The sequence below is a fragment of the Halomonas borealis genome (genome assembly GCF_004798905.1).
GTDB classification, from domain to species: Bacteria; Pseudomonadota; Gammaproteobacteria; order Pseudomonadales; family Halomonadaceae; genus Halomonas; species Halomonas borealis.
In genome coordinates this window covers 1-280 of sequence record NZ_SDMO01000056.1, presented here as the reverse complement: position 1 = coordinate 280, position 280 = coordinate 1, and the positions used below count along the sequence as shown (strand labels likewise).

Below are 280 nucleotides of genomic sequence, written 5' to 3'. Positions count from 1 at the left end.
ATGACAAGAAAAATGAGAAAATAGTCAAAGTATATAAAATGAAGGGGTTTCTTATGTCAAACTGTCAAGTAGTAAAACATCCACTTATCCACCACAACCGTGCAAGCTTGCGTCGTGCAGACGTTTCAACAAAAGAGTTCCGCGAACTCGTTGACGAGATTGGTATGCTTATGGCTTATGAAGTATCTCGTGACTTGCCTGTACAAGATGTCGAAATTGATACTCCTGTTGCGCACATGACTGCGCAAGAACTTGCAGGGAAGAAATTAGCAGTTGTGCC

The 280-nt window shown here is 41.8% G+C and carries 1 protein-coding gene; it reads left to right on the top strand.

Features of this window, described 5'->3' with window-relative positions:
* A partial coding sequence (locus ETC07_RS16155) for a uracil phosphoribosyltransferase (protein WP_368733191.1) occupies nucleotides 1-280 on the top strand: 280 nt, incomplete at both ends.